Source organism: Marinobacterium rhizophilum DSM 18822, assembly GCF_000378045.1.
GTDB classification, from domain to species: Bacteria; Pseudomonadota; Gammaproteobacteria; order Pseudomonadales; family Balneatricaceae; genus Marinobacterium_A; species Marinobacterium_A rhizophilum.
Genome location: NZ_KB899097.1, coordinates 119,890 through 144,756, shown reverse-complemented (window position 1 = coordinate 144,756; position 24,867 = coordinate 119,890). Strand labels below are relative to the sequence as shown.

20 protein-coding genes are annotated in these 24,867 nt (G+C 62.4%); 9 read left to right on the top strand and 11 right to left on the bottom strand.

Translation table 11 applies throughout. The features are described 5' to 3' along the window. The first annotated feature begins 36 nt into the window (after positions 1-36). From F451_RS0111910 to F451_RS0111875, 8 genes are all read left to right on the top strand, one after another. Entirely contained in the window at positions 37-1,980 is a 1,944-nt protein-coding gene (locus F451_RS0111910; RefSeq protein WP_020681598.1) for a TRAP transporter permease, read from the top strand. Beyond that, entirely contained in the window at positions 1,977-3,299 is a 1,323-nt protein-coding gene (locus F451_RS0111905) for a sulfatase family protein (protein ID WP_020681597.1), read from the top strand. Before F451_RS0111910 ends, F451_RS0111905 begins: the two co-directional genes overlap by 4 nt. 8 nt (positions 3,300-3,307) lie before the next feature. Beyond that, positions 3,308-3,769: a DUF3237 domain-containing protein gene (locus tag F451_RS0111900; RefSeq protein WP_020681596.1), complete on the top strand. Its 462-nt coding sequence runs from the start codon at positions 3,308-3,310 to the stop codon at positions 3,767-3,769. 385 nt (positions 3,770-4,154) lie between these two features. Next, positions 4,155-4,985 (top strand): p-hydroxycinnamoyl CoA hydratase/lyase, encoded by an 831-nt coding sequence (locus tag F451_RS0111895; RefSeq protein ID WP_020681595.1) that lies wholly within the window; start codon positions 4,155-4,157, stop codon positions 4,983-4,985. A gap of 99 nt (positions 4,986-5,084) precedes the next feature. After that, a complete protein-coding gene (locus F451_RS0111890) occupies positions 5,085-6,533 on the top strand; it encodes an aldehyde dehydrogenase (protein WP_020681594.1) in 1,449 nt (482 codons plus the stop codon). A gap of 130 nt (positions 6,534-6,663) precedes the next feature. Beyond that, on the top strand, positions 6,664-8,526 hold the full coding sequence (locus F451_RS0111885) for a feruloyl-CoA synthase (RefSeq protein ID WP_020681593.1): 1,863 nt from the start codon (positions 6,664-6,666) through the stop codon (positions 8,524-8,526). Continuing rightward, positions 8,504-9,781, top strand: coding sequence for a thiolase family protein (locus tag F451_RS0111880; protein WP_020681592.1), 1,278 nt, complete (start codon positions 8,504-8,506; stop codon positions 9,779-9,781). Before F451_RS0111885 ends, F451_RS0111880 begins: the two co-directional genes overlap by 23 nt. Before the next feature lie 17 nt (positions 9,782-9,798). Next, positions 9,799-11,541 carry an acyl-CoA dehydrogenase family protein gene (locus tag F451_RS0111875; protein ID WP_020681591.1) on the top strand — a complete coding sequence of 581 codons (1,743 nt, stop codon included), beginning with the start codon at positions 9,799-9,801 and terminating at the stop codon, positions 11,539-11,541. A 419-nt stretch (positions 11,542-11,960) separates the two neighbouring features. Here the strand turns inward: F451_RS0111875 and F451_RS0111870 are convergent, their stop codons facing one another. From F451_RS0111870 to F451_RS0111815, 11 genes are all read right to left on the bottom strand, one after another. Beyond that, complete coding sequence (locus F451_RS0111870) at positions 11,961-12,431, bottom strand: MarR family winged helix-turn-helix transcriptional regulator (RefSeq protein WP_020681590.1); 471 nt, start codon at positions 12,429-12,431, stop codon at positions 11,961-11,963. A gap of 420 nt (positions 12,432-12,851) precedes the next feature. Next, the gene (locus F451_RS0111860; protein WP_020681588.1) at positions 12,852-13,823 is read right to left on the bottom strand and encodes an IS1380 family transposase; all 972 of its coding nucleotides are present in this window, start codon (positions 13,821-13,823) and stop codon (positions 12,852-12,854) included. Positions 13,824-14,002: 179 nt separating this feature from the next. Next, positions 14,003-15,202, bottom strand: coding sequence for a formaldehyde dehydrogenase, glutathione-independent (fdhA, locus tag F451_RS0111855; protein WP_020681587.1), 1,200 nt, complete (start codon positions 15,200-15,202; stop codon positions 14,003-14,005). A gap of 70 nt (positions 15,203-15,272) precedes the next feature. Beyond that, a complete protein-coding gene (locus F451_RS0111850) occupies positions 15,273-16,136 on the bottom strand; it encodes a class III extradiol dioxygenase family protein (protein WP_020681586.1) in 864 nt (287 codons plus the stop codon). Beyond that, the gene (locus tag F451_RS0111845; RefSeq protein ID WP_020681585.1) at positions 16,136-16,492 is read right to left on the bottom strand and encodes a hypothetical protein; all 357 of its coding nucleotides are present in this window, start codon (positions 16,490-16,492) and stop codon (positions 16,136-16,138) included. Before F451_RS0111845 ends, F451_RS0111850 begins: the two co-directional genes overlap by 1 nt. Before the next feature lie 18 nt (positions 16,493-16,510). Then, complete coding sequence (locus F451_RS0111840) at positions 16,511-16,951, bottom strand: nuclear transport factor 2 family protein (protein ID WP_020681584.1); 441 nt, start codon at positions 16,949-16,951, stop codon at positions 16,511-16,513. Then, a complete protein-coding gene (locus F451_RS0111835; protein WP_020681583.1) occupies positions 16,948-17,658 on the bottom strand; it encodes an alpha/beta fold hydrolase in 711 nt (236 codons plus the stop codon). The genes F451_RS0111840 and F451_RS0111835 overlap by 4 nt, the downstream gene beginning before the upstream one ends. Positions 17,659-17,733: 75 nt before the next feature. Further along, a complete protein-coding gene (locus F451_RS0111830; RefSeq protein WP_020681582.1) occupies positions 17,734-19,026 on the bottom strand; it encodes a porin in 1,293 nt (430 codons plus the stop codon). A 148-nt stretch (positions 19,027-19,174) separates the two neighbouring features. Beyond that, complete coding sequence (locus F451_RS0111825; protein WP_020681581.1) at positions 19,175-20,812, bottom strand: sulfatase-like hydrolase/transferase; 1,638 nt, start codon at positions 20,810-20,812, stop codon at positions 19,175-19,177. Continuing rightward, on the bottom strand, positions 20,812-22,740 hold the full coding sequence (locus F451_RS0111820) for a TRAP transporter permease (protein WP_020681580.1): 1,929 nt from the start codon (positions 22,738-22,740) through the stop codon (positions 20,812-20,814). Before F451_RS0111820 ends, F451_RS0111825 begins: the two co-directional genes overlap by 1 nt. 93 nt (positions 22,741-22,833) lie before the next feature. Continuing rightward, entirely contained in the window at positions 22,834-23,838 is a 1,005-nt protein-coding gene (locus tag F451_RS0111815) for a TAXI family TRAP transporter solute-binding subunit (protein ID WP_020681579.1), read from the bottom strand. A gap of 128 nt (positions 23,839-23,966) precedes the next feature. On the opposite strand from F451_RS0111815, the gene F451_RS0111810 reads away from it, so the two are divergent. Further along, the gene (locus tag F451_RS0111810) at positions 23,967-24,866 is read left to right on the top strand and encodes a LysR family transcriptional regulator (RefSeq protein WP_020681578.1); all 900 of its coding nucleotides are present in this window, start codon (positions 23,967-23,969) and stop codon (positions 24,864-24,866) included. Position 24,867: the final 1 nt, after the last annotated feature.

Below are 24,867 nucleotides of genomic sequence, written 5' to 3'. Positions count from 1 at the left end.
AGAGGCGCCGAAGGTGCCGCTCCCCTGGAGGTTGCAATGTCTTCCTGTTCTTCAATTGTCAGAAAGCCGCTGTTCTGGCTCACCTCGGCGCTCAGCCTGCTGGTGAGCCTCTATGGTCTGGCCAATGTCATGCCCGCGATCGGCGATTTTCGTCTCGGGCCTTTCCCGATGGTGTTCTTCCGAGCCACCTTTTTCGCGCTCTGTGTGCTGGTGGTGCTGGCGGGGGTGCTGGATAAGCGGGAAACCCTCTTGCCCCGCTGGATATCCGCTGTGGCGGTGCTGCTGACGGGCGGCCTGCTCTGGTCCTGCTGGTCCTTTTACCATGTCAGCATTCAACTGGAGGAGTCGATGTTCCTGTTCGGTCCGCAGGAGGTGTGGATCGCTCTGCTGGCCTCCAGTGGCGCGCTGTTTTTCTGCTGGCGCATCTGGGGCGCGCCGGTGGCGCTGCTCGGGATTGTCGGCATTGCCTATATGGCGACCGGTCACCTGTGGCCCGGGCCGCTGCGGACCGTGGGCGGCAGCGTCGAAGAGATGCTGGCGCAGAATCTGCTTTACAGCCTCGATGCCGGCATTCTCGGCAGCACCTTTTCGGTCGTGATCACGACCGTATTTCCGTTTATTATTCTTGGTGCGGTGCTGGAAGGCGTCGGCGCCGGTGATTCGATGATCCGTATCGCCTTTTCGTGGATGCGCCGCACCGCCGGCGGGCCGGCCCATGCGGCGGTGCTGTCGTCCGCTCTCTTTGGCACTGTCTCCGGCAGTGCGGTCGGCAATGTGGTCGGTACCGGCGTCGTCACCATTCCGATGATCAAGCGCAGGGGCTTTACGCCCAATTTTGCCGGTGCGGTGGAGGCGGCGGCGTCGACCGGCGGTCAGATCATGCCGCCCATCATGGGGGCTGCGGCGCTGGTGATGGCGGATTTCGTCGGCGTCAGCTATCTCACCGTGATTGTGGCGATTCTGGTACCGGCGATCGCCTATTACTGCAGCCTGTTCGCGATGATCCTGTTCGAAACGCGGCGCCTGGGCATCAAGGCCGACGCCGGTGCCGAGTCCGAACTCGACATGCCGACACGGCAGGATTATCTGAACCTGCTGCTGATCTTCCTGCCGCTGGCGGTCATCGTGGCGCTGCTGATTTCCGGCCTGTCGCCGTCCGGTGCCTCGATCTCGGCGCTGGCGCTGCTGTTCCCGCTGAGCCTGATCAACCCCGAGGTGCGGGCCAAGCCGGTCAAACTGGTGAAATGCCTGTGTGACGGGGGCAGTACCTTCGCGCGACTGCTGATGGCGATTGCCGCGGTCAGTATCGTGATCTCCGCGCTGTCGGCCACCGGCGTGCCGGTGAAGTTCGGTATCCTGCTGAGCAGCATGGCGACGGATTCACTGATGCTGTCGCTGATCGCGGCGGCGGCCTGCTGCGTCGTGCTCGGCATGGGCATGCCGACTTTGCCGGCCTATGTCACAGTGGCGACCATCGCTATTCCGGCCATGCAGCAACTGGGGCTGGAGCCGTTGACCGCGCATATGTTCGTCTTCCTGATTGCCGTCGCGTCGGCGATCACGCCGCCGGTGGCGATCGCGGCCTATGCGGCGGCCAGTATATCGGACGGGCGTCCGATCGCGACCTCGGTACAGGCATCGAAGGTCGGGATCATGATCTTCATCATTCCCTTCATCTTCGCCTATAACCCGCTGCTGCTGACCGTGGAACAGGCAGGGGCGGCGTTCGAACTGGTGCCCTGGCTCTGGCTGATCGCCAAGCTCGTACTCGGGATCTATCTGCTGGCGTCCGCCCTGACCGGGTTTGACCTGAAGAAACTGCGGCTGTTCGAGATCGCGCTGCGACTCATTGCCGTGACGCTGCTGTTCGTGCCCGATGCGGGCTGGGATATGGCCGGTATCGCGCTGGCCGCCGTGGTGTGCTTCGGTCATCACTGGTGTGAATGCAAAAACGTTTATTCGAAGGTGTTTCATCAATGACTAATATTATCTATATCGTCGCGGATGATCTGGGATATGCGGATCTGGGATGCTACGGCGGTCGCGAGGCGCAGTTCGGTCAGGTGTCGCCCAATATTGATTGCCTGGCGGAAGAAGGGATGCTGTTTCTGGAAGGCTACTCCAACTCGCCCGTCTGCTCGCCGACCCGGTTTGCGCTGATGACCATGGCCTATCAGTATCGCCTGCGGGGCGCGCTGGAGGAGCCGATCAACAGCCGCAGCAAGGGCAGCAGCACGCTGGGCCTGCCGCCCCATATCCCGACGCTGCCGTCGCAGCTGAAGAAGGCGGGCTATCACACCGGCCTGATCGGCAAGTGGCATCTGGGCTACCCGCCGCATTTCGGTCCCCGTGCATCTGGTTACGACGAGTTCTACGGCATTATGGCCGGCGGTGTCGACTACTTCACGCACATGAGCGGGCGTGGTGATCATGATCTCTGGATCAACGAGGAAGAGCATCACGAGATCGGCTATCTGACCGATCTGCTGTCCGAGCGTGCGGTCGAGTTCGTCAATCGTCGCGCGGCAGCGGCGCGGAAAGATACGCCGTTTTTCCTCAGCCTGCACTACACCGCTCCGCACTGGCCCTGGGAAACCCGGGACGATGCCGAGTTGGCCGAGGATATCTCCAGGAACAGCCTGTTCCATCTCGATGGCGGCAACATCCATACCTACCGGCGCATGATTCACCATATGGACGAAGGCATCGGGCAACTGATGGCGGCGCTGGAGGCGCAGGGGCTGGCCGATGACACCCTGATCGTCTTCACCAGCGACAACGGTGGCGAACGCTTCTCCGACAGCTGGCCGCTGGTGGGCGGCAAGATGGACCTGACCGAAGGCGGCATCCGGGTGCCCTGGATCGTGCGCTGGCCCGGCGTGGTGAAGCCGGGTAGCGTCAGCATGCAGCACTGCATGACGATGGACTGGTCCCGTACCCTGCTGGAGGCCGGCAACGGTGAGGTCGATCCCGAATATCCGGTGGACGGCGTGTCGCTGCTGCCGGTGCTACGCGGCGACGTCGAGCAGTTCGAACGTCCGTTGTACTGGCGCATGAACCATCGCGATCAGCGAGCGCTGCGGCTGGGGGATTACAAGTACCTCAAGGTCAACGAGCACGAATACCTGTTCAATGTGTCCCAGGATGCCCGCGAGCGCGCCAACCTGGCGAAGCGGGAGCCGGAGCGCCTCAGCGCCATGCGCGACCAGTGGCTGGCCTGGAATGAAACCATCCCGCCGATCCCGGAAGACGCCACCGTCAGTTTGGGATATTCACTCAAAGATATGCCGCAGAGGTAAGAACGACGATGACTGCCTTGCCAACCCTGAAACCCTTCGCCAAGTTGCAGATACAGGTGGACAGCCCGCAGGAAGTGGGCACCGCGCAGCATGGACTGCGGCGCCTGATTCCCATTCTCGGCGGCCAGGTCGTCGGTGACGGCTGGGAAGGGCGCGTGCTGCGCGGCGGCGCCGACTACCAGCTGATCGTGACGCCGCGCATGGCCGAACTGGATGCCCGCTATACGATCGAAACCGACGGTGGCGACTACATCTACGTGCAGAATCGGGCGATCCGCGTCGCCGATCCGGATACGACTGCGCGCCTGGTGAGAGGGGAGAGCGTCGACCCGTCGCTGATCTATTTTCGCTGCAGCCCTTCGTTCGAGACGGTGTCGCCGAGTCTGAAATGGATCTGCGAGCGGTTGTTTATCGGTACCGGTATCCGGCGACCCGATGACGTTGAGCTGGAGCTGTTCGAAGTCTGCTGATTCACCCTTCAATTGAGTATTGAAGCAGCGTTGCCCTGCTTCGGTGGGGTCTTTTTATGTCTGATCGCGATGAAAACGTAGGGTGGCTAAGGCCGTCAGCGGTGCTGTCCTGCCGCATGGCTTTCGTAGCTTGGCCTTCCATGGTCGTCACGCGATGCCCGGATCTGCCGGCTGTTCTGAAGTCAGATGTCGAGGCGATGTTCACCTGGTTTAAAATAGTTATTATAAGTAACTATAATAAATTTTGATAAATTATAAATGATTGTAATATAAGGGAATATATTATGTAAATAGGTTTTTTAAAATAGTTAATTGACATAACTAAACTATCGCGATATCTTGAAGTCACGCAATCGAACAAGAAGTGCCAAGTGAGGGCCAGAAGATGAGCAAGTACGAAAACCGTTGGCAGACCGTGTTGGTGGAAGTTCAGGGCGGTATTGGATGGGTCACGCTGAACCGTCCGGAGAAACGCAACGCCATGAGTCCGACGCTCAACCGCGAAATGCTGGAAGTGCTGGATCAGGTCGAGCAGGACGGGGACGTGGGCGTAGTAGTGATCACCGGTGCCGGCGAATCCTGGACCGCAGGCATGGACCTGAAGGAGTACTTTCGCGAGACCGACTCGGGTCCCGAGATCCTGCAGGAGAAGGTGCGTCGCGAAGCGTCCGAATGGCAGTGGCGCCGCCTGCGCATGTTTGCCAAGCCGACCATCGCGATGGTCAACGGCTGGTGCTTCGGCGGCGGTTTCAGCCCGCTGGTTGCCTGCGATCTGGCGATCTGCGCCGACGAGGCCACCTTCGGCCTGTCCGAGATCAACTGGGGCATTCCTCCGGGCAACCTGGTGAGCAAGGCCATGGCGGACACCGTCGGCCATCGTCAGTCGCTGTACTACATCATGACCGGCAATACCTTCGATGGTCGCAAGGCCGCCGAAATGGGGCTGGTCAACGAAAGCGTGCCGTTGGAAAAGCTGCGCGAGACCACCGTCGAGCTGGCCAATAATCTGCTTGAGAAGAACCCGGTGGTTATGCGGGCAGCGAAAAATGGCTTCAAGCGCTGTCGCGAGCTGACCTGGGAGCAGAACGAGGACTACCTGTACGCCAAGCTGGATCAGTCACGGCTGCTCGACACCGAAGGCGGACGTGAGGAAGGCATGAAGCAGTTCCTCGACGAGAAGTCGATAAAACCGGGGCTGCAAACCTACAAGCGCTGAACGAAATCGCAGCGGCAACCGTTGTCTTCCGGTTGCCGCTTGGTGCCATACGGCACGACCCCTTGGTGCCCCAATAATCAGAATAAGCGAGAAAGTCCTATGTTTGACGTACCTTTGTTGATCGGTGGTCAGGCTGTCGCGGCAGCGGACGGTCGCACCTTCGACCGCCTGAGCCCGCTGACTGGTGAGGTGGTATCCCGCGCGGCAGCCGCCTCGGTCGAGGATGCCAACGCGGCGGTGGCAGCCGCCCAGACGGCGTTTCCAGCCTGGTCGGCGCTGGCGCCGAACGAGCGCCGCCGCCGGTTGCTCAAATGCGCCGACTTGATGGAGTCGAAAGCGGAAGCCTTCATGGCGGCCGCCAGCGAGACCGGTGCCGCCGCCAACTGGTACGGCTTCAATGTCCACCTGGCGGCCGGCATGCTTCGCGAAGCGGCATCGATGACCACCCAGATCAACGGCGAAGTCATTCCGTCCGATGTGCCCGGCAGCTTTGCCATGGCGCTGCGTCAGCCCTGCGGCGTCGTGCTCGGTATCGCGCCCTGGAATGCGCCGGTGATCCTTGGTACCCGGGCCATCGCGATGCCGCTGGCCTGCGGCAATACGGTGGTGCTGAAAGCCTCCGAACTGAGCCCGCATACCCACCGCCTGATCGGCCAGGTGCTGCAGGAGGCGGGGCTGGGCGACGGCGTCGTCAACGTCGTCACCAATGCGCCTGAGGACGCCCCGGCCATTGTCGAGGCGCTAATCGCCAACCCGGCGGTACGTCGCGTCAACTTCACCGGTTCCACCCAGGTCGGCCGCATCGTCGGCGAGCTGGCCGCACGCCACCTCAAGCCGGCACTGCTGGAGCTGGGCGGCAAGGCGCCGCTGCTGGTGCTGGACGATGCCAACCTGGATGCAGCGGTCGAGGCGGCGGCCTTCGGCGCCTACTTCAACCAGGGACAGATCTGCATGTCCACCGAGCGTCTGATCGTCGACAACCGCATTGCCGATGACTTCGTCGAGAAGCTGGCGCGCAAGACGAAGACGCTGGTCGCAGGCGATCCCAACCACAGCGAGTCGGTGCTGGGGTCGCTGGTGGATGTGTCGGCGGGCGAGCGCATCAAGGCGCTGGTCGAGGATGCCGTGAGCAAGGGCGCCCGCCTGGTGACCGGTGGTCAACTGGAAGGCAGCATCATGCAGGCTACGCTGCTCGATGGCGTGACTCCGGAGATGAAGCTCTATTACGAGGAGTCGTTCGGGCCGGTGGCCGTGGTGATTCGCGCCGACGGTGACGACGCCCTGGTCGGGAAGGCCAACGATTCCGAGTTCGGCCTGTCGGCCGCAGTCTTCAGTCGAGACGTCTCCCGTGCCATGGGCATTGCCCAGCGCATCGAGTCCGGCATCTGCCACATCAATGGCCCGACGGTGCATGACGAGGCGCAGATGCCGTTTGGCGGCGTGAAGTCGAGCGGTTACGGCAGTTTCGGTGCCAAGGCTTCGATTGAACACTTCACCCAGCTGCGCTGGATCACCATCCAGAACGAGCCGCGTCACTACCCGATCTGAGCCTGGGAGCCTGTCGGACTTAAAGCCAAGCCCGACAGGCACCTGGTCGCCCATAACAATTAAAGCCGGGGCCGTAACTGCTTATGCAATAGCGCGGCCTCGTGTTTATCTTAGCCAGGGAGTCGTTGCTGTGACTATTCCGACCCAGTCATCCTCGCAAGCCGTCTATCGGCCGGTTTCGATCGGCGAGCCGGACGTGGAAATACGCCACCAGGACGGTAATATCTATCTGCGTGCCCGCGAGCCGTTGAAAGCCTATCCGGACCGGCTGCTGGAGCGGCTGGAACATTGGGCCCGGGTCAGCCCCGAACAGACCTTTATCGCCCGGCGGAGACATGACGGCGAGTGGCAGCGCATTTGCTATCGCGAGATGCTGCAACGGGTACGCAAAATTGCCCAGAGTCTGGTCAGCCTCGACCTGTCCGAGACCCGTCCGCTGCTGATTCTCTCCGGTAATGACCTGGAGCACATGCAGCTGGCACTCGCGGCCATGTACGTCGGCGTTCCCCATTCGCCGATATCGCCACCCTATTCCCTGATCGCCCAGGACTTCACCAAGCTGGAGCATATCGTCAACCTGATCCAGCCGGGCCTCGTCTTTGCCGCCAGCGGCGAGCACTTCGCCCGCGCCATCGCGGCGGTGGTACCGAAGGACACGCCGGTGGTCCTCACCGAAGGCACGCTGCCGGATCGGGAGACGCTGTCGTTCGCGAGCCTGCTGGCGCCGGAAGACTGCAGCGACGCCGACCGTGCTTACGTCGCCACCGGGCCGGATACCATCGCCAAGTTTCTCTTCACCAGCGGCTCGACCAAATTGCCCAAGGCCGTGACGACGACGCAACGCATGCTGTGCGCCAATCAGCAGATGCTGCTGCAGACCTTTCCGGTTTTCGGCGAGGAGCCGCCGGTGCTGGTTGACTGGCTGCCCTGGAACCATACCTTCGGCGGCAGTCACAATGTCGGCATCGTGCTCTACAACGGCGGCACCCTCTACCTCGACGACGGCAAGCCGACACCGCAGCATTTCGCGCAGACGCTGCGCAACCTGCGCGAGATCTCGCCGACCGCCTACCTCACCGTGCCGAAAGGCTGGGAGGCGCTGGCGAATGCCCTCGAGTCCGATACCCAATTGCGAGATTCCTTCTTCAAGCGCATGAAACTGTTCTTCTTCGCTGGCGCCGGGCTGTCCCAGCCGGTCTGGAACCAGCTGGACCGGATCGCCGAACAGCACTGCGGCGAGCGCATACGCATGATGGCCGGGCTGGGCATGACCGAAACGGCGCCGTCCTGCACCTTCACCACCGGCCCCGTCTGCTCGGTTGCGGGCTACGTCGGTCTGCCGGCACCCGGTTGCGAAGTCAAGCTGGCACCGGACAACGGCAAGCTCGAGGCCCGTTTCCGCGGCCCGCACGTGATGCCGGGTTACTGGCGCTCCGAGGCGCAGACGCAGGCGGCTTTCGATGACGAAGGCTACTATCAGAGCGGCGATGCGCTGCGTTTCATGGATCCGGAGCAGCCGCAGAAGGGTCTGATGTTCGACGGGCGGATCGCCGAAGATTTCAAACTCTCCTCGGGCGTTTTCGTCAGCGTCGGCCCGCTGCGCACCCGCACGATCCTGAAGGGCGCGCCGTACGTGCAGGATGTGGTGGTCACGGCCCCCAACCGCGATTATTTGGGGCTGATGATTTTTCCGGATGTACGGGAGTGCCGCAAACTCGCTGGCCTGCCGGCAGAGGCCAGCGTCGCCGAGGCGCTGGCAGCTCCGGCGGTCAGGCAGTGGCTGCAGGGATTGCTGCGGGAGCTCAACCAAGACGCCTCGGGCAGTTCCAACCGCATCGATCGTGCCTGCCTGCTGGCCGAGCCGCCGTCACTCGATCTGGGCGAAGTGACCGACAAGGGGTCTATCAACCAGGGCGCAGTGTTGAGCAAGCGGGCATCCGGGGTGGATGCCCTGTACGAGGGACAGGCCGATGACATCGTTTTCGCCGACTAGCAAGGCGGGGGGGCTGCGCGGACAGTATCAGGCATTCAGCGACGTCGGCATTCGGACGGCGCTGCGCACGCCTTGGGTGGATCTCAACGGGGCCCTGTCGCTGGTATCGCCCACCGACCTCGGTATCAAGGTCGGTCGGGAGGTGCTGGCGGCCGCGGGAGTCGATGCCGGGGACGTCGACAATCTGGTGGTCGGGTCTGTCGGGCCCGCTGCATTCGACGCCTATCTGCTGCCTCGTCATATCGGCCTTTACAGCGGGCTCGACCTGCGGGTGCCGGCACTCCTCGTGCAGCGTATTTGTGGCACCGGTTTCGAGGTGCTGCGACAGGCGGCCGATCAGGTGCAGCAGGGTGCGTCGGACCTGGCCTTGTGCGTGGCCACCGAGTCGATGTCGCGCAATCCGATTGCCGCCTTCACCCATCGCAACGGCTTTCGCCTCGGCGCGGATGTCGAATTCAAGGATTTTCTCTGGGAGGCGCTGCTCGACACGGCGGTCGGTCTGAACATGATCCAGACCGCCGAACGCATTGCGTCCGTTTACGGACTCGCACGCGAAGAGGTGGACGTCTGGGCGGCGAGAAGTTTCGAACGCGCGGTCGCGGCACAGGCCCGGAACTGGTTCGACGGTGAAATCGTGGCTGTCCGTTCCCAGGATTTCGAGGCCGAAGGCTGCCAGCCCCGCGGTATCAGGCTGCCCCGTGGCTGCGACAGCGTCACCCGCGACAGCCACATCCGGGCATCCTCGCTCGAGACGCTGTCCCGGTTGAACAGCCTCTATCCTGGCGGTGTGCAGACCGCCGGCAACAGTTGCGCGGTGGTCGATGGGGCGGCAGCCGCGCTGGTATGCCGCGCACAACCGGGCGATGGCGGCAACCCACTGGCGTATCTGAGGGCGACGGCCATCGTCGGCGTGCGGCCGCAAGTGATGGGCATCGGACCAGTCGATGCGATCCGCCTGTTGCTCGAGCGCAGTGGCCTCGGCATCGACGAGATCGATCGTTTCGAGATCAACGAAGCCCAGGGGGCCCAGATCCTGGCGGTACAGCAGGTGCTCGAGCTGAACGTCGAGAAGGTCAACGTCAACGGCGGCGCGATTGCTATCGGCCATCCGCTGGCCGCGACCGGCTTGCGGCTGTCGCTGACACTGGCCCGGCAACTGCGCGAAGCCAATCTGCGCTACGGTATCGCCGCCGCCTGTGTTGGGGGCGGGCAGGGGATGGCGCTGTTGCTGGAAAACCCCGACTACAGACCATAAGGGACCGGAGAGCTATCGTGTCGAATTACAATCCACCGCTGCAGGATATGCAGTTCGTCATCAAGGAGTGGCTCGAGGCGCCGCAGGACTGGGCCGGATGGGAACAGCACTCGGAACTGGACGCGGAGCTCGCGGCCCAGGTACTGGAGGAAGCCGGCAAGTTCACCGCCAACGAACTGGCGCCGCTCAACGTCAGTGGTGACGAACAGGGGTGCCGCTTCGAAAACGGCAGCGTATCGACGCCGGCGGGCTTCGCCGGCAGTTACGCCCGTTACGTCGAAAGCGGCTGGCCATCGCTCTGCTGTGCCGAAGAAGATGGCGGCCAGGGGCTGCCGCAGCTGCTGAATGTCGCGCTGCTGGAAATGCTGTTTTCGGCCAACCATGCCTGGGCCATGTACCCGGGCATCGCGCACGGGGCTTACGAATGCCTCAGCGAATCGGCGGAGCCCTGGATCCGGGAGCGTTACCTGCCGCTGATCGTCTCCGGCGAGGCGCTGCCGACGATGTGCATCACCGAGCCCCAGGCGGGCAGCGATATCGGTCTGATCCGCACAAGGGCGGAGCCGGAGCAGGATGGTGCCCACCGCATCAGCGGCAACAAGATTTTCATCTCCGGCGGTGAACAGGATATCACCGAGAACATCCTGCACTTGGTGCTGGCCCGGCTGCCGGCCGCGCCGGCCGGTCCCCGCGGTCTGTCACTGTTCCTGGTACCCAAGTGGCTGGAGCAGAACGGCGACAGGGTGCGCAATGGAGTGCACTGTATCGGCATCGAGCACAAGCTGGGGATCCGTGGCAGCGCCACCTGCAGCCTATCGTTCGAAAAGGCTACCGGCTGGCTGATAGGCGAGCCTCATGCAGGCCTCAAGGCGATGTTCGTGATGATGAACTCCGCGCGACTGCACGTTGGGCTGCAGGGGCTCGGGCATGCCGAGAAAGCGCTGCAGGCCGCCACCGACTATGCCCGCGAGCGCCGTCAGATGCGTGCAGCCACGCGGCCCGGGGGTTGCGAACCGGCGGCAGTTGACCCCATCGCCTACCATGCGCCGGTGCGCCACACGCTGCTGGAACTGCGGGCCTTCACCGAGGGCATGCGGGCGCTGGGCTACTGGGCCGGCCATATGCTCGACGCGCTGCACCAAGCGGAGGGCGAGGAAGCCGCTGTGCTGCAACGACGCGTGGCGCTGCTGACGCCGGTGGTCAAGGCGTTCTTCAGCGAGCAGGGCTTCCGCTTGGCCAGCAATGCGCTGCAGGTATTCGGTGGCTACGGCTACACCCGTGAATACCCGATCGAGCAGACCCTGCGCGACAGCCGGATCGTGATGATATATGAAGGTACCAACGAAGTTCAGGCCAATGATCTGCTGTTGCGCAAGGTACTGGGCGACGGGGGCCAAGGCGTGCAACAGCTGCTCGCGCTGATCCGTGCGGAAGGCGCGCGACTGGCGGGCGCTTGCCCGATTTACGCAAAGCAGCTGGAGGCGGCAGCCGCTGGGCTTGATGCCGTGGTTGGAATGATGCTCGACAGTCAGGATGCCGAGTATCCGTACCGCGCCGCAGGCAATTTCCTGCGCCTGATGGGATTGCTGCTCATGGCCTACGCCTGGGCCAGAACGGTGCGCAAGTCCCTGAACCGCGAGGAGCCGTTCTACCGGCAAAAGCTGGAAACGGCTGGGTTCTTTTTCAACTACCTTCTGCCGGAGTATCGCTATCGAGTCGAACTGATCGAGGCCGCCGCCTCGCCGATGCCGTTCGTTTGAGATCGGACCGGAAAGCCGCTATGGCAGTAGCGGCCTTTTTTCGCTTTTTTAATTTTCTCGGCGAGAAATGCCATTAGTCTGGCGAACAGGGAAGTCACCTGATTATTTTCCCGATAGGTCACTAGAACGGGCGCAGTTTGCTGGCGTTCGTGCTAATCTGCGGCCAAATTGAGCATGCCTGCTTCATTTATTGACCCGGAGGGCTAGTACTCCCGAGTTCGACACTTCGAACGTAACTCATTGATTTATATAGGACAAAAAATGCCATTACAAGGCATACCTTCCTAATTAAATCAATAGCTTAGAGCCGTAACTGTCGAACTCCAGAGTACTGTCCGGTATGCTGCTCGTCGAAAATATGAAGGAAAACAAGCCCAAAAATACCGCCTGAAAAGCGGTATTTTTCAAGACTTAGAGCTTTATTGATAGATCTTTCGCAATAATCTGAGCAGCTCGGCGCGCTCGTTTTCGCTGAGGTTTACGGTACCGCCAATATCGATAGCCTTGGCGGCTACCTTCAGTTGCTCGAGCAGCCGCTCCCCTGCCTTGCTCAGGAAAACACCGTAAGAGCGCTTGTCGGGTTTGCACCTAACCCGCATCGCCAACCCCAGATTTTCCAGTTTGTTGATCAGGGTGACAACTTGGGGAGGCTCTATGGAAAGCTGGGCGCCAAGTTCTGCCTGCATAAGGCCAGGATTCTGTTTGATGATCACCATGGCGGCGAACTGAGACGGCCGAAGCTCATATTCGCCAAGCTTGCTCACGAGATTTTTGTTCAGGTGGACATGGGCACGTTTCAGGGCATACCCAATCAGGTTATCCAGAAGGCTATCTGACTGAACGCCAGAGTAAGCATTATCGATCTTTTGGCTGTATTCCAGTTTGGACATGGTCTTTCATCACACGGCGATCCAATAAGGTTATTTAGTATAACTATTTTTCTAGCGCCGAGACACCTGTAAAGGGACGCTTGGGGCCGAAACCTCTCTATTTATCACCCCCGCTGGCCGGCATGCTGTCAAGGCTGTTGAATCTCGACCGGTTGAAGCTTATGCCACCCCCTCGTCTAACCCGGATGTTTCATAAAAACGGCAGCCTGCTCGAAATTTGAGCAGGCTGCCGTTTTTTCTCGCGCGTTTGAAGGCCGAGTCAGGCACCGCCAGGTTGACATTGATGCTCTGCACATAAAGAACCCAGGCCGCGACTTGCATGAGTGGCGCGGTGCGCCCTGAATCGCTGAGGCCAGGCGTATTAGTGCCTCCGGCCTTGGCCGGATCAAATCATTTCGGTGAGTAAAACCGCGTTTGGCGTCAGCGGCGCAGCGGTGGCGGGTGAGCGAGGTAAAGCTGTTCGCTGATGCGGTGCAGCACGCCTTTGACCGGGCAGGCGCTTGGCAGGTGCAACTTGATCCGGTCCTTGTATTGCACGACCCGCACGGCCAACTTGAACAGCTTCAGGATGATCGACATCGGCTGCGCCCGGGCCAGCTCGGTATGGCACAGCGTGTTCTCACGCAGGCTGTGGATCAGGCAGTAGGCGGCGCAGGCATAGAACAGGCACAGGTGGTTGGCCAGGAAGGCATGATCGGAGGTGCGGTCACTGGCCAGGTCGTTCTTCACCGCCTTGATGAAGTTTTCGTCCTGGCCACGGGCGCAATACAGGTCACGGTACAGCGCCTCCGGGCTCGGGTCACCGAGCGAGGTGACCACGAAACGCGGGGTGGCACCGAGTGCCATCACCTCGGCCTTGAGGACGACCCGGTAGGCCTTGGCCCAAGAGCGGGCCTTGTAGTCGAAATCATCATAAAGCCGCATGGCGCCCGGCGCCGCCGTGCCCGCGAGGCGGGCGTTACTGGCGATGAAGCGCTCGACAAAGGCCCTGCCCAATCGATAGATGTCCTTGCGGCTGAGGCTGTTCTCCAGGCGCGAGAAGGTGGGCCCCGAGGCCAGCGCAGTAGCTTCGTCCAACGGCGTGCGCTCCAGTGCCAGCTTGAACACAGGGTCGCGGCGCAAACTGTTGACGTCATTGCCGTCGACATAGCCGCAGGCGCTTTGATAGATCCGCTGGCGTAGCAGATCGACGACGCTGTGCTCGATGTAAGACGGATGCCGGCGGTCATTGATCGCTTCCGCGAGGCGGCCGATCAGCCCGCACTGCTGTTCGACGCCACGGAGTAGCAAGGGGCCAAAATCGCTCGAGAGTGCGCCGCCTTCGAAGTCAGCGCGCACGGTGAAACCGGCGATGGCAGGAAAACGCAGCTGGTTTTGGGTAGAATCTCGCATGGCGGTCTCGTTTAAGCTTCGCACGAAGCGTTATTGGCGTAACTCCTTTTACATCAAAAGGTTAAACGAGACTCGCCCCTATTTATGAAAAATCCGGGATAGGTATTCTGTTGTTCTTTTAACAGGCTGGGCAGAGTGCCACTGCGATAAGCTTTTTACACCCTCCTGATTGATTGGGGTTAGGCTGTCACCGAACAGTGCGGGTCTATAACGTACTTCTTGGCCGCGCCGCCGTCGAATTCGGCGTAGCCGTTGGGCGCCTGATCCAGCGTGATGACTTCCACGTTGACCGCGTCGGCGATCTTCACCTTATCGAACAGGATCGCTTGCATCAGCGGGCGATGGTACTTCATCACCGGGCACTGGCCGGTGTGGAAGCTGTGGGACTTGGCCCAGCCGAGGCCGAAGCGCATGCTCAGGGCACCCTGCTTGGCGGCGTCGTCAACCGCACCCGGGTCTTCGGTCACGTACAGGCCCGGGATACCTATCTGGCCGCCGGCGCGGGTCAGCGACATCGCCGAGTTCAGCACGGTAGCCGGTGCTTCCTTGCCGTGGTTGCAGCCACAGGCGTGGGCTTCGAAACCGACGCAGTCGACGAAGGCATCGACTTCACGCTCGCCAAGGATGGCCTCGATCTTGTCGGCCATATCGCCGTCCTGGGTCAGGTCGATGGTTTCGCAGCCGAAGCTGCGGGCCTGGACCAGGCGGTCTTCGATCATGTCACCGACGATAACGCAGGCGGCACCCAGCAGCTGGGCGGAGACAGCGGCCGCCAGGCCAACCGGGCCGGCACCGGCAATGTAAACGGTGGAGCCAGGACCAACACCCGCGGTAACACAGCCGTGGAAGCCCGTGGGGAAGATGTCGGACAGCAGGGTCAGATCGCGGATCTTTTCCATCGCCTGGTCGGCATCCGGGAATTTCAGCAGGTTGAAGTCAGCGTAGGGCACCATGACGTATTCGGCCTGACCGCCGACCCAGCCACCCATGTCAACGTAACCATAAGCGGCACCCGGGCGCGCAGGGTTCACATTGAGGCAGATGCCGGTTTTGCCTTCCTTGCAGCTGCGGCAGCGGCCGCAGGCAATGTTGAAGGGCACTGAGACCAGGTCGCCCTGCTGGATGAATTCAACGTCGCGGCCGCATTCCACCACGATGCCGGTGATTTCGTGACCCAGCACCAGACCTTCCTCGGCGGTGGTGCGCCCGCGCACCATATGCTGGTCGCTGCCACAGATGTTGGTGGTGACGACCTTGAGGATAACGCCGTGGTCGCATTTGCGGTTGCCGATGGCGAGTTCCGGGTAGGCGATGGATTCAACGGCGACTTTGCCGGCGCCTTTGTAAACGACACCGCGGTTTTCTGTGGACGCACTCATGTTTTTCTCCTTTCTTGTGTTGCTCCGGGGCGCCTGCGATCAGGCCCCGGAGGCTGCTTGAAACTTGTTCTCAGCCGGCGTCTTGCGCGCCAGCGTCATCTTCCAGCGCCAGCAGGCCGATGCCGGTGGTCATCGGCGCGTAGTAGAACTGGTGTACCTCGCGTACCTGCGGCGCCATGGCGCCGCGCATGGTCAACCACATGATCATTTCACCACCCTCGGCGCCGGCGGCTGTCATCACCTCCTTGTGGGATAGGTCAGCCAAGGCTTCGGGTTCGTCCTGGATACGCTGGAGCCACTCACGATCCCAGGCTTCGTTAATCCACCCGAACCGCTCGCCGTTGAGCTGATGAGACAGCCCGCCCGTACCCACCACCACAACGCGCAGATCCTCCGGGTAGGACTCAACGGCGCGGCGGATGGCCTGTCCGAGTTTGTAGCAGCGTCTGCCGCTGGGTATCGGGTGCTGAATGACATTGGTCAGCAATGGCACCACCTTGACCGGCCACTGGTCTTCGTCGTGTGCCCACAGCAGCGGCATGGCCGTCAGAAATCCATGATCGAGCTCCATCTCCTGGCAGAGGGTGAGGTCAAATTCATCTGCAACCAGAGCGTTGGCCAGGTGTTCGGAAAAGTCGGCGTCGCCGGGGAAGTCCGGCAACGGGCGCCGGCCGTAGCCCTCGTCGGCGACCCGGTATTGATCCGCAACACCGAGTGCAAAGGTCGGATAGCGGTCGAGGAAAAACTCGGTGCCGTGGTCGTTGTAGACCAGGATAACGACGTCCGCCTTGACCTCTTCGGCGAGCCAGCGCTTGACCGGCTCATAGCCGTCGAACAGCGGTTGCCAGGCGGGGTCCGTCTGTTTCTGCTGATCGTAGGCCCGGCCGATGGAGGGGACGTGGGAAGAGCCGATACCGGCGACTATCTTGGCCATCAGGTCGCTCCTGGAACGTTGCGGGTTTTCATGAAGTCCTCTAAGCTTTCGCCGCGCATCTGGGCGCCGATCGGGTATAGGCCGTGGCCGAGGGTGGCGCCGAGCTTGAGGAAGAAAAACAGGTTGCCGCCCAGCTGCGTCAGGCGCAGCCAGTCGCGCTCGCGCACCGCCTGCTTCTGTTCATCGTCGAGCCCGAAGCGGGTCATGTAGGCTTCCTCGTCGGCGAGATAGAGGTCGCGGTTTTCCGCAAGCCTCAGCGAGTGGCACATTTTGTTGATGGCGTATCCCCGTCGGGACAGCCGCAAGTCGAATACGTAGGTGCCGGGGATGCCCCAGCGGTCCTGATTATCTGACATCGTTGAATTCTCCCAGTGTCATTCGCCGTAAAGGACGAAACAGGCGTGACGTTCGGCGAGGCGCCAGCCGTCGCTGCCGTGGCGGCAGAGATCGTCGAGCTCGCCGATCAGTACCTTGCCGTCCAGTGGGGCGCCGAAAGGGTCGCCGGGTTCGGCGGGGCCGCTTGAGGCGTACAGCTGAACGTAGCAGCGGACCCGTACGCAGTCGGCCGATTCCCGGCTGAAGCGGAAGTTGCTGCACAGGTGGCGTGTGATTCGACTCGCCGGTCGGACGAGGTAGCTGTTCAGAATGGCGTCGCGGCCCTTCAGCGGTGTCCGGGGCGCGCTCGGGCGGTACAGCAGTGCGTCTTCGGTGAACAGCTCCGCCAGTCCTTCGTAGTCCTGCTGGTCGGCGCGAAACGCCGCCTCCAGCACCAGCCGTTTGCAGGCTTCCTGCTGCTCCGGGGTCGGCAATGTCATGCTTGTGCCTCCATCCAGTCGCGGATCACCGATGTTACGGCTTGTGGCCGTTCCATGGTGCTCATGTGACCGGCGTCTTCGATTACTTCCAGGCGGCTGCCCGGTATCAGACTCGCCATTTCCTCGTGGCGCGCCAGCGGACTCCAGCTGTCTTCCCGGCCGCACAGCAGCAGCGTCGGGCAGTCGATCTCGCCAAGCTGCGCGGTGGCGTCGGGCCTGTGAAGCAGGGCCTCGATCTGGGCGGCGAAGATTTCGGGCGTCTTGCGTTCGATCATCGCCAGGATGTCATTGACGAGCTCCGAGTCGTCGAGGCGGGACGGATGCACCATGCCCGCCAGCCAGGTCCGGCCCATGGCGCGCATGCCGGCCTCTTTGGCCTGCTGCAGCAGCGCCAGCCGGCGGCTTTTTTCATGCTCGCCGGCTTCTCCTGCGGGACGGCCGGCGTAGCCGGAATCCAGCAGAATCAGGTGGCTGACCCGCTCCGGGGCCTGGCGATAGATTTCCAGCGCCACCCGTCCGCCCATCGAATGGCCGGCCAGTACAAAGTGCTCGGGGGCCCTGTCGAGGGCGCGCGCGGCCATGTCCTCGATCGAGTCGGCCAGGCCGTAGTCCGGCACCAGGCAACGCCAACCGTCAAGCGATGCGGCCTGGTCGCGCCAGACCGCATCGTCGCAGAGCAGGCCCGGCAGTAACAACAGAGACTTCATGGATTCCTTCCTGATAACGGGCGCCCCCAGGTCAGGACCTGAAGGCGCCGGTTGGATTCAGTGGTCAACAACCTGTCAGAACAGTACTGTCTTGAAACGGTAGGTCAGGTTCATGCCCACCTCGGTGGCCTCTTCGCCGTTGTCGTTCTCGGCGTAGAGAACGCCGCCGCCGAGGGTCAGCCCCTTGGCTAACTGGTAGTTGGCGCCGATGCTGTAGCCTTTGTTACCGCCACCGCCGAGCTGTACCGTCCCGGCCGGATTGTACGAATCCCAGGCCTGGGTGTAGTTCACGCCGACTTTCCATTTGCTCTTCGTCCAGTCGAAACCGATGTGGACCTGCTCATCATCGACATGAATGTCCGCTTTGTCGTTGTTGTAATCCTCGTAGGCGTAGTAGGCGCTGCCGCTGACCATCGCGCCGGAGTCGAGCTTCTTGCCGATCTTGAATCCGACATCGGTGCTCTCCTGCAGCATGTCTTCATTAACAATCTGCGCCGACGTGTGGGTAATACCGGCACTCAGCGCATAGCCCGCCGCTGTCTTGCCGTTCCACTGCAGTGCCAGCTCGTACTCGTCATCCTTGAACCCGAGGTCGCTCCAGCTGTCCTGTTCGTCCGCTATGCTGCCGCGGACCCCGTCGTATCCGGCGTAAGTATCCTGCAGGTTGATCGAGGCGCCGAACATAAACCCGTTCCAGACCGGTGATTCGTAGCCGATCTTGATGGCGTCCGAGGTGTCGCGTGAAAAGGCGCGCCAGTCGCCGCCGACGATGCCGTTGGACCAGTCCCAGTTATAGGGGGCCGAGCCCTCGCGGATGGTGCCGCCGGCAAACGGCAGGTTGCCCCACCAGGGAATGATGCCGGTGAAGGCGCCGTGACCGACGGCAATGCCGACCCGACCCGACTGTCGCGGCTTCAGGCGGTCGGCGGCGCCATCGTCCTCGCCGAGGTAGAAGTTGCCGTAGCGCTCGCTCTTGAGTTCGATCGACAGTTCGTCGATCTGGTCATCATCAAGCCAGGCGTCGTCCAGTTGAATGGCGCTGTGCAGCTTGAGCTGGAACTGGCCGTGACGATCGCTGAGGAAGTTATAGATCGGGTCCAGCGTGGTGGTTGCGGTGTAGTAATACGGCAGACCGCTGTTGATCTCCTCCTTGCTCGGGCTCGGTGCTGTGCTGTCCTTGTAGTCGATCGACGAGAGGCCGGCGTGTGCGCCAAGGCCGACTTCGAGAGCGAAGCCCTGTTCCGTTTCGGCCCTGGCCTGGGCAGCCGCCGTCGCCAGGGTTGCTGCAATCACCGAGGCCAGGAGGCGCGGTTGCAGTCGGTTTAGGGACTGGGTGCTGTTCTGTCGGGTCGGTTTGATGTAAGTCATCGAGCATAGTCTCCGCTTCTTGTTGGTATTGTTGTTGGTATTTTTGTTGGGTTGGGTTGCCCCTTGTGTGACCACGGAGTGATGCACGGGCATTGGTCATGCATCTTTCCGGGCAGCGGTATTCGGTTGTTCATCCCCTGCGGTATGGTCAGAACACTCCGACTTCCGCCGGCGGGCGCACATCGTCCGTCAGCTCGCTGCCGGACCAGACGCCGACGAGGATGCCCTTGCGACGGGACAGCCCGGTCAGGGATCGCTCCTTCTCCCGGCTTACGGTGGAGCGGTTGCGCAGACCGGCGCTCCAGTCGAGCATCTGTCCGCGCAGTTGTGCGCGGATCGCCGCGTATCCGGGATCCCGGCCCAGGTCGACGAACTCGTTCGGATCGTTGTGCAGGTCGAACAGCATGTCCGGCAGGCCGAGGCAGTGCACCAGCTTGTAGCGGCCGTCGAATGCCATCGTCGTGCGGGCTTTCAGCGGGTCGACGCCGAGTTGCTGCGCCACCGGCAGGCGTCCGTAGTCGCCTTCGGAAAAGATCACCGCTCGCGCGGGTGCTTCTGCTTCGCCGTGCAGCCAGGGCCGTAGCGAATGACCTTCCAGGCGGTGCTCCGGCGGTGTGCCGCCAAGCGACTCGATGAAAGTCGGCAGCAGGTCGATGGCACCGGTCAGGGCATCACAGGTCTGGCCGCGGGTGCTGTCGGCGGTGGTGGCGGGGTCATGGATGATCAGCGGAATCTTCACCGACGGCTGATGGAACAGGTCCTTCTCGCCGAGCCAGTGATCGCCGAAGTAGTCGCCGTGGTCGGCGGTCAGCGCGATCAGGGTGTGTTCGGCCTGACCGCTGTGCTCGAGGTACGCGAACAGTCGGCCGAGCTGGTCGTCCAGCTCCTTGATCAGGCCGTAGTACGTCGGCAGCACGTGATTGCGCTTGTTGACGTCCTGGAAGGTGCGGGCGACGCCCAGCTGCATGAAAGCCTTCACCAGCGGGTGCGGGTCCTCGAGCTCCCGTTCCGAGCGTACCGGTGCTGGCAGCTCGCAGCCGCGGTACAGGTCGTGGTAGGGTGCCGGCGCCAGGTAGGGCCAGTGCGGCTTGATGTAGGACAGGTGCAGGCACCAGGGCGTATCGCCGAGGGCCTCGATGGTCTCGATCGCGCGCCCGGTCAGATAAGCGCTCTCCGAATAGTCCGCGGGTATCCGGGCCGGGCGGTGTGCGTTCTCCATGTAGAAGCCGGACAGCGGGATGCCGTCGTCGCCTTCGGCGGCGTTGGCCCACTCGAGCCAGGGATTGCGGCCGGTGAAGCCCTGCTCGCGCAGGTAGTCGTTGTAGCGCGGTTCACGGCTCGAGTAGGGACCCGCCGGCCCCTCCGGATGGATGCCGTCGTCGTGCTCGCCCTCGACGAAGCCGGCGTTGGTCAGGGCGCGCCCCTGGTCCGATTCCGGGTCGATACCCAGACGATCCATGCCCTCGCGGTCCGGTTTCATGTGGGTCTTGCCCAGCAGCACCACCCGGCGCCCCTCTGCCTGCATGTAATCGGCCAGGGTCCACTCGTCGAGCCGGAAGGGCCAGTCGTTCCAGGTCGCGCCGTGGGAGCGCACGTGGCGTCCGGTGTAGATCGAGGCCCGCGCGTTGCCGCAGCTGGTGCCCTGGGTGTAGGCGTTGGTGAAACGCACACCCCGTGCCGCCAGCCGGTCGATATTGGGTGTCTCGACCACAGGGTTTCCGTAGCAGGACAGGGCGTCCCAGCGCAACTGGTCGATCATGATAAACAGGATGTTCTTGGCGGACATCAGCTAAGCGCCTCTTGAGGTTTGACTTGATTGATGCGGTGCAGGATCAGCATGCCGGTTCCCACTGCGGCAGCGACCAGGCTCGGCAACTGGAAAGGCGCTAGCAGCACTATCGCCAGGGCGAATCGGATCAGGCTCGACAGTGGAGACAGCGGCTGTTGATCGAAGCGTGCCAGGGCGCTGCCTGCCAGATACAGCGCCAGAGCCAGCTGCGCCAGCATCCACAGATAGGCGCCGAGGCTGAACACGCCGCCGGCCTCTGGCACCGTGAGTATCAGCGGGTTGTAAACGAACGCGAACGGGATCAGGAACAGCATCGCCGCGATGCGGGTGCTGACCAGCGCGGTCGCCATTGGCGAGCCCTGGGAGATCGACGCCGCGGCGAAGGCGGCAATGGCGACCGGCGGCGTAATGACCGAAGCCACACCGAAGAAGAATACGAACATATGCGCGGTGATCATCTCCAGGCCGAAGGCCTGCAGCGTGGGGCCCATTACGACGATGATGGCGATATAAGCCGGCAGCGTCGGCATACCCATGCCCAGCACGATACAACCGATCGCGGTGATCACCAGTGCTGCCAGCAGTGAATATTCCGAGGCGCCCGACAGCAGCACGGCGAACTTGGTCGGGATGCCGGTGGACGACATGGATGCGACGATGATGCCGACGATGGCGATGGCGATGCTCAGGCGCGCAACCGTGATGCCGCCTTCGGCCAGGGCACTCAGCAGGCGCTGGGGCTGGCGACGCATCTGCGGGTTGATCAGGCTTAGCGGCAGCAGCGCGAAGATCGCGGTGATGGAAGCGCCGGCGGGGGAGGCGCCCTGAATCAGCAGCGTCACGATGATGGCCAGCGGCGCAACGATCAGCATCAGGTTGATCCAGTCCTGGCGTGTCACCGGCTCCGCTGTTTCCGTGTCGTTGGCCTCGACGCCAAGCTTACGTGCCTCGAAGTAGACCGCCAGGAACAGACTGGCGTAGTAGGCCAGCGCCGGAATCAGCACCGCGATGATGATGGTCAGGTAGCTGACGCCGACATAGTCCGCCATCACCAGCGCCGCAGCACCCATGATCGGTGGCAGAATCTGCCCGCCGGCCGAGGCGGTGGCCTCGAGGGCGCCGGCGAAGTTGCCGGAGAAGCCGCGCTTGCGGATCATCGGGATGGTGACGACGCCGGTACCCACGACGTTGGCGACCGCACTGCCGGAGACGGTGCCGAACATGCCGGACGCGAGAATGGCGGCATAGGCTGGGCCGCCCCGGAAGCGATGCATCAGCGCGAAGGAGATGCGGATCATCGAGTCGCCAGCACCGCAGCCGTCGAGCACCGCACCGAGAATGATGAATGGCAGGACGGTGCTGAGAATGATACCGAAAATACTGCCCATCAGGCCGTTGTCGGCGCCGAACCAGAGGTTCTCGGCAAGGCCGTCGACCAAGTTGCCGCCGGACGTCCTGAGTATGCCGGGCCAGTAGTCGCCGGTGCTGAGGTAGGCGAACGCCAGCAGGCCGATGATGGCGATGGGTGCGCCCCAGAGGCGCCAGCACAGCAAGGTGGCCACAGCCACGGCGGCGACGGCGACCAGGGCATCGGCGGCATCGAAGAAGACGATGGACTTGATCATCTGGACACCGACCTGGTAGTAGCGCACGCAGCAGTAGGCGACCAGCACCAGCGCGATCAGATCCAGCAGGATGCGCCAGGCCGGCAGCGGCCTTCCGGTGGTCAGGTTGCGCTGCCAGCCGAAGACGATCGCGATGGCGACGCAGAGGAAGAAAAACAGTGGCCGGAACCATTCGAGCTCGAACGGGCCGATGCGGGGTATGGAGGCATAACCCGGCATGACGTTGGCCAGGCCCAAAAAGGCCAGCAGGCCCCCCAGCACCCAGATCAGGTACTGCAGTTTGTTGATGCGATTGGACATGGGAATTCTCGGTTGCGAGTGGGATTAGCCGGGGCCCGTCGGGCCCCGGCTACAGACGCCTTGACAGGTCGTCGAGCTTAAGTGCCGACCGGGTTACTGGTCGGTCAGCAGCTGCTGCGGGATCTCGATCCCGACTTCGCGGTAGTACTTGACCGCGCCGGGGTGTAGCGGTGCATTGACGCCGGCGAAGGGGTCTGCGGTGTTGGTGTCGCTGAGCAGCGCGTTGGATGCCTTGATCGCATCGATGTTCTGCCAGTACGCCTTGGTGAAGCGGTAGGCGACGTCGTCCGCCATGTTGCGGTTGACCGCCAGGTACATGATATTCGACCCGGTCAGGATGTTCTGGTCGCCGTTGACCTGGCCGGCGTAGGTGTTGGCCGGAATCACCGAGCTGGTCATGTAGGCCTTGTCTTTGTATTCGCGCCACTGATCGGTGCCGGTAACGCTTTCGGGAATACCGAGAATACGGATTTCGCGCTGCAGGCTCAGTTCGTTGATCGACTGCTGCCCGATGGGCGCGCTGGTGACCAGCACGTCGTACTGGCCGTCCTGGAATCCCTGGATGGCAATATTCCAGGGCGCGCGGATGGCCTCGTAGTCGGTTTCGGGCTTAAGTCCCGACGCCACTTCGATCATGCCGATGATCTGCATGTTGGCGGCGCCGGCCGGCGGTCCGACGAAGACGCGTTTTCCGCGCACGTCATCCCAGTTCTCGATGCCGGAATCGGCCCAGGTGATGGCGTGGTAGGTGCTGCCCGGGAGCCCCGTGAGGGCACGAACCTCGCCGGCCAGCTTCCTGGCCGCTTCGGCCTGCTCGGCGTAGGGACCGGTGCCGTTGCGCATGGCGCTGAACGCGGGCGGCGGCACAAGGGATGCATCGAGCCGGTCCGCGCCCAGCTTCATGATCGATTTGGTCAGCGTCTGGCCCAGGATGACCTCGAGGTTGATGTCTGCCTTGGCGGTGTACTGGGCGATTGCCTGCGGCAGTATCCCGGTGACCGAGGAGGCGCCGCCGGCATCCAGACGCAGGGTTTCGGCGCTGGCGGGAGTCAGGTGAAGTGTGCAGAGTGTGCCGATAACGGCGATTATTTTTTTCATGACGACCTCTTAATTGTTTATATGGTGTGATGTCGTGATTGCCAGTGTGCAGTACTGGATCCAATTCGTATAATGACTTTTTAAGGTTTTAAACATAAAAAAATGAATACAAGAGCAGGCGCGTAGCGATGGAACCCAAGCATTTGATTCAACTGGCAACGATTCTGGACTGTGGCTCGATCAACCTGGCGGCGCAGCAGCTCAACGTCTCGCAGCCGACGCTCACGAAGAACATGCAGACGCTGGAAATGCAGGCCGGCGCCAGCCTGTTCAGCCGCAGTCGTCACGGCGTGCGCCAGACCGAACTGGGCGAGGCACTGGCGCGTGAGGGGCGGGTGATCGGCGATGCGCTCTGGGCCGCGCAGCAGATAGCCGTGCGCCACCGTCTAGGCATGCAGTCGGAGCTGCGCATCAGCGTCGGTCCTATGGTGGCATCGCTGCTCATGCACCGGGTGACCGAGAGTCTCCAGTCACAGATGCAGCAGCTGTCGGTGGTGGTTCAGGTCGAAACGCCGTCGCGTTCGCTCGATCAGCTCAATCGCGGCCAGCTGGATCTGGTCATAGGTCCGGAGGTGCCGACGGCGCGGCCCGAGCTCGAGCGCGTGCACCTGTTCGAGGACGAGCTGGCGGTGTTCGCCTCGGCGTCACATCCGCTGGCGGGTGCCGACAGGGTGGAAGTTTCCGACCTCGACGGTTATGACTGGATCAACTTGGCGACCTACGCCTTTTTCGGCGAGTCGTCGGTCGAGCTGCTGCAGCGCGCCGGCGTTCAGCGCTTCAACACCGCGATCGCGCTCAGCGGCGATGTAATGATCTGCTTGAATTCGATGATGACGGGACGCTACCTCAGCCTGATGCCGGTGCGGCTGACCGCCTTGGCTCAGCGGGATTACGGGATTCGACGGTTACCCGTCGACACCGACTTCGGCCGGCGTGATATCTGCCTCTGGCACCGCCGGGACTGCAAGTTCCGGGGTCTGGTCGAAAGCATCCGCGTCACCATCGAGCAAGCATTGCAGGATGCCTGAG

What these genes read in the sequence shown, in the direction of transcription:
- F451_RS0111910 (WP_020681598.1), top strand. Translation starts at nt 37, where the DNA reads ATGTCTTCCTGTTCTTCAATTGTCAGAAAGCCGCTGTTCTGGCTCACC.
- F451_RS0111905 (WP_020681597.1), top strand. Translation starts at nt 1,977, where the DNA reads ATGACTAATATTATCTATATCGTCGCGGATGATCTGGGATATGCGGAT.
- F451_RS0111900 (WP_020681596.1), top strand. Translation starts at nt 3,308, where the DNA reads ATGACTGCCTTGCCAACCCTGAAACCCTTCGCCAAGTTGCAGATACAG.
- F451_RS0111895 (WP_020681595.1), top strand. Translation starts at nt 4,155, where the DNA reads ATGAGCAAGTACGAAAACCGTTGGCAGACCGTGTTGGTGGAAGTTCAG.
- F451_RS0111890 (WP_020681594.1), top strand. Translation starts at nt 5,085, where the DNA reads ATGTTTGACGTACCTTTGTTGATCGGTGGTCAGGCTGTCGCGGCAGCG.
- F451_RS0111880 (WP_020681592.1), top strand. Translation starts at nt 8,504, where the DNA reads ATGACATCGTTTTCGCCGACTAGCAAGGCGGGGGGGCTGCGCGGACAG.
- F451_RS0111870 (WP_020681590.1), bottom strand. Translation starts at nt 12,431, where the DNA reads ATGTCCAAACTGGAATACAGCCAAAAGATCGATAATGCTTACTCTGGC.
- F451_RS0111860 (WP_020681588.1), bottom strand. Translation starts at nt 13,823, where the DNA reads ATGCGAGATTCTACCCAAAACCAGCTGCGTTTTCCTGCCATCGCCGGT.
- fdhA (WP_020681587.1), bottom strand. Translation starts at nt 15,202, where the DNA reads ATGAGTGCGTCCACAGAAAACCGCGGTGTCGTTTACAAAGGCGCCGGC.
- F451_RS0111850 (WP_020681586.1), bottom strand. Translation starts at nt 16,136, where the DNA reads ATGGCCAAGATAGTCGCCGGTATCGGCTCTTCCCACGTCCCCTCCATC.
- F451_RS0111845 (WP_020681585.1), bottom strand. Translation starts at nt 16,492, where the DNA reads ATGTCAGATAATCAGGACCGCTGGGGCATCCCCGGCACCTACGTATTC.
- F451_RS0111840 (WP_020681584.1), bottom strand. Translation starts at nt 16,951, where the DNA reads ATGACATTGCCGACCCCGGAGCAGCAGGAAGCCTGCAAACGGCTGGTG.
- F451_RS0111835 (WP_020681583.1), bottom strand. Translation starts at nt 17,658, where the DNA reads ATGAAGTCTCTGTTGTTACTGCCGGGCCTGCTCTGCGACGATGCGGTC.
- F451_RS0111830 (WP_020681582.1), bottom strand. Translation starts at nt 19,026, where the DNA reads ATGACTTACATCAAACCGACCCGACAGAACAGCACCCAGTCCCTAAAC.
- F451_RS0111825 (WP_020681581.1), bottom strand. Translation starts at nt 20,812, where the DNA reads ATGTCCGCCAAGAACATCCTGTTTATCATGATCGACCAGTTGCGCTGG.
- F451_RS0111820 (WP_020681580.1), bottom strand. Translation starts at nt 22,740, where the DNA reads ATGTCCAATCGCATCAACAAACTGCAGTACCTGATCTGGGTGCTGGGG.
- F451_RS0111815 (WP_020681579.1), bottom strand. Translation starts at nt 23,838, where the DNA reads ATGAAAAAAATAATCGCCGTTATCGGCACACTCTGCACACTTCACCTG.
- F451_RS0111810 (WP_020681578.1), top strand. Translation starts at nt 23,967, where the DNA reads ATGGAACCCAAGCATTTGATTCAACTGGCAACGATTCTGGACTGTGGC.